Raw genomic sequence first — 2407 nt, 5'->3', positions numbered from 1 at the left:
GTTGGTATCCATAGCGGGCACCTCAGTCCAGCGAACTTACTGCAAGTATAGATTGCCCCCAACACGTAAAGGGAACAGCGCCATTTCTGCACCTGCATGTAACTCGACCATGTCGCAGTCGTTTAGTCCTATGTCTTTAACCTTTTTGCTAAAAACAATGTGTAATCTCTTCAGCCAGTTTATATTTTTACTGCTGTGTTTTTTGGCTGCGTTTAGTATGATATAAAAATCAACGATCCTATCGGCGACGTGTGTTAGTAATGTATCATAATCTGCGAGTGTGACATATTTACCTTCCCCCATGGAAACTCCTTTGTATTTTTTCTGCATAATCGTCCACTTGTTGGAGCTTTATTGTATTGTTCTCTTTGTTGGTTAGCTAGTGCTGCGCTCACAAATTCACTAACATATCAAGTTGAAATTTTTGTATTGGGTCTATGGATGCCTGCATGTCGGTTAGGTATGAATTTAAATTGTCATCGAATATGAATGTTTGGGTGGGGCGTAGTTCATTAATTTTTTTCGTGCGTTCTTCAGAGCGTATATTTTTGTAAAAACAACAGAATGTTTAGCGTCTGGTGATTAACAAAGACTATTTCAAAGCAAAGATACAATTGAGAGTTTGAGAGCATCGTGCGCATACATTGCGTGTTAATAGCTGAGGATCACGTGATGCGAGTCATAACCAAATTATCGCGATCACGGTTTTGGTTAAATGTCAACGTTAAACTGTTTGAGGCAGTATCCTGTTTGCATCCCATGCTGCATGCATATGATTGGTACGGTACTTTGGTTAGGAGGAAAAGATGATGATGCAACAGGGTATGGTTGATAACACGTCTGTACGTGACATGAGGATTGTCAGGATGAAGGAGTTAACACAGATATTAGGTATTAGTCGCTCAACTATATACGACAAGCTAAACCCTAAATCGCGCCGATATGATCCACGCTTTCCAAAACCTTTACGTTTGGGTTCTATTGGCACTACTAGTGCTATTGGTTGGACGCATTATTCAATTCAAGATTGGTTATTCAATCTGACAACAAATAATGGAGGACATCTCTGATGTTTAACGTGGGGATAAATTATCAGCCGAACTTTCCGGTGGATTTTCCAATAGACGGTCTGCCTTTGCAACTGCAACAACTGGTTGAAGATGTGGAGCATAAAACAAAGGCATCGCGAGGGCTTATTGTGACAACAATGCTGGGCGGCATATCCTTGTCATGTCAGGATATTGTGGATGTGAAGTCTCCACTGGGGGATATTCATCCTGTTTCTCTGTACTTATTAACACTGGCCGACTCTGGAGAACGAAAAAGTACAGTGGAGAAGATACTGATGGCTCCGCTGTACGCTCGGCAACATGAGCTAGAAAGAGAGTTCAGGGGTGATGTCGCAAAATATAATGAAAGTTTCCCTGCGTGGAAGGCTATAGATGATGCTCTTAAGAAAAAGCTTAAGAATGATGTATCCAAAGGATTAGATATATTGGCATCATCTAGAGCGGTTGGTGAACATAGCATCAATATTCCAACTCGACCAGACAATAAGAAGTTGATTTTGAGTGATGTCACAAGCGCTGCAATCAAAGAGTGTCTTTCTGCACATAATTCGGTTGGTGTTTTTTCTGATGAGGCAGGTAGTTTATTGAGAGGCGATTTATTGAGTGATGCTCCATTTTTAAATTCAATGTGGAGTGGTTCATCCAGAAGTGTGGATAGAGGAAACAGAGCAAGCTTATTTATAGAACAGCCGCGATTGAGCTTATCACTCATGGTTCAGCCTGATTTATTTGATAATTTTATTGTTCGTGAAGGAAAAGCAGCAAGAGCATCTGGTCTTTTTGCGAGATGTCTTGTTTGTCAGCCTGATAGCATGGCCGGCAGCCGAGAGATAGTAAATTTCAATACGATTGATAATCGCGTTGCTGAGAGCATTCAGTGCTTTCATAGTCGCATCTCTGCACTACTTGAAGCGACAAAAAAGAGGAAGACTGAGGGTAAAGAACGATTTTGTTTAGAATTTACACAGAGTGCTAAAGAAATTTGGTGGAGCCAGTATAATAATTTAGAACGTCAAATTGGTGAAAAAGGTGCGCTAAAGCCATTCAAAGATTTTGTATCAAAATATGTAGAGAATCTATCGCGAATTACTGCGTGTATTGCGTATTTCGCAGGTGATTCCATCATTGATCACATGCACATGGCAGGTTCAGTTAAAATAATGGATTGGTATCTGGGGCAGTTTTCAAATATTTTTTCACCCTTGAAATTTGCTAGTCAAGAGTATAAGGACTCCGAAGTGCTATGGCGGTGGCTCAGGGCGAGATCGTGAACGTTTTATAACCAATATCAAGTCTTGATTGACGTAAATCTCCACCTGTGATCATATGCTTCCTTT

3 protein-coding genes are annotated in these 2407 nt (G+C 40.6%); 2 read left to right on the top strand and 1 reads right to left on the bottom strand.

From position 1 onward, the window contains the following. Window positions 1–36: 36 nt before the first annotated feature. The gene (locus ACYVG7_RS10585) at window positions 37–303 is read right to left on the bottom strand and encodes a hypothetical protein (protein ID WP_460883079.1); all 267 of its coding nucleotides are present in this window, start codon (window positions 301–303) and stop codon (window positions 37–39) included. Between the two features lie 503 nt (window positions 304–806). On the opposite strand from ACYVG7_RS10585, the gene ACYVG7_RS10580 reads away from it, so the two are divergent. Further along, window positions 807–1070, top strand: a complete 264-nt coding sequence (locus ACYVG7_RS10580) for an AlpA family phage regulatory protein (RefSeq protein WP_460883078.1) — start codon at window positions 807–809, stop codon at window positions 1068–1070. Then, window positions 1070–2341 (top strand): YfjI family protein, encoded by a 1272-nt coding sequence (locus tag ACYVG7_RS10575; RefSeq protein ID WP_460883077.1) that lies wholly within the window; start codon window positions 1070–1072, stop codon window positions 2339–2341. The genes ACYVG7_RS10580 and ACYVG7_RS10575 overlap by 1 nt, the downstream gene beginning before the upstream one ends. Window positions 2342–2407: the final 66 nt, after the last annotated feature.

The organism is Pseudaeromonas pectinilytica (assembly GCF_054780855.1).
This window is presented reverse-complemented; position numbering and strand designations above follow the sequence as displayed.

Bases quoted from the DNA above. Each gene is read 5' to 3' on its own strand.
- ACYVG7_RS10585 (WP_460883079.1), bottom strand. From the start codon at position 303: ATGGGGGAAGGTAAATATGTCACACTCGCAGATTATGATACATTACTA.
- ACYVG7_RS10580 (WP_460883078.1), top strand. From the start codon at position 807: ATGATGATGCAACAGGGTATGGTTGATAACACGTCTGTACGTGACATG.
- ACYVG7_RS10575 (WP_460883077.1), top strand. From the start codon at position 1,070: ATGTTTAACGTGGGGATAAATTATCAGCCGAACTTTCCGGTGGATTTT.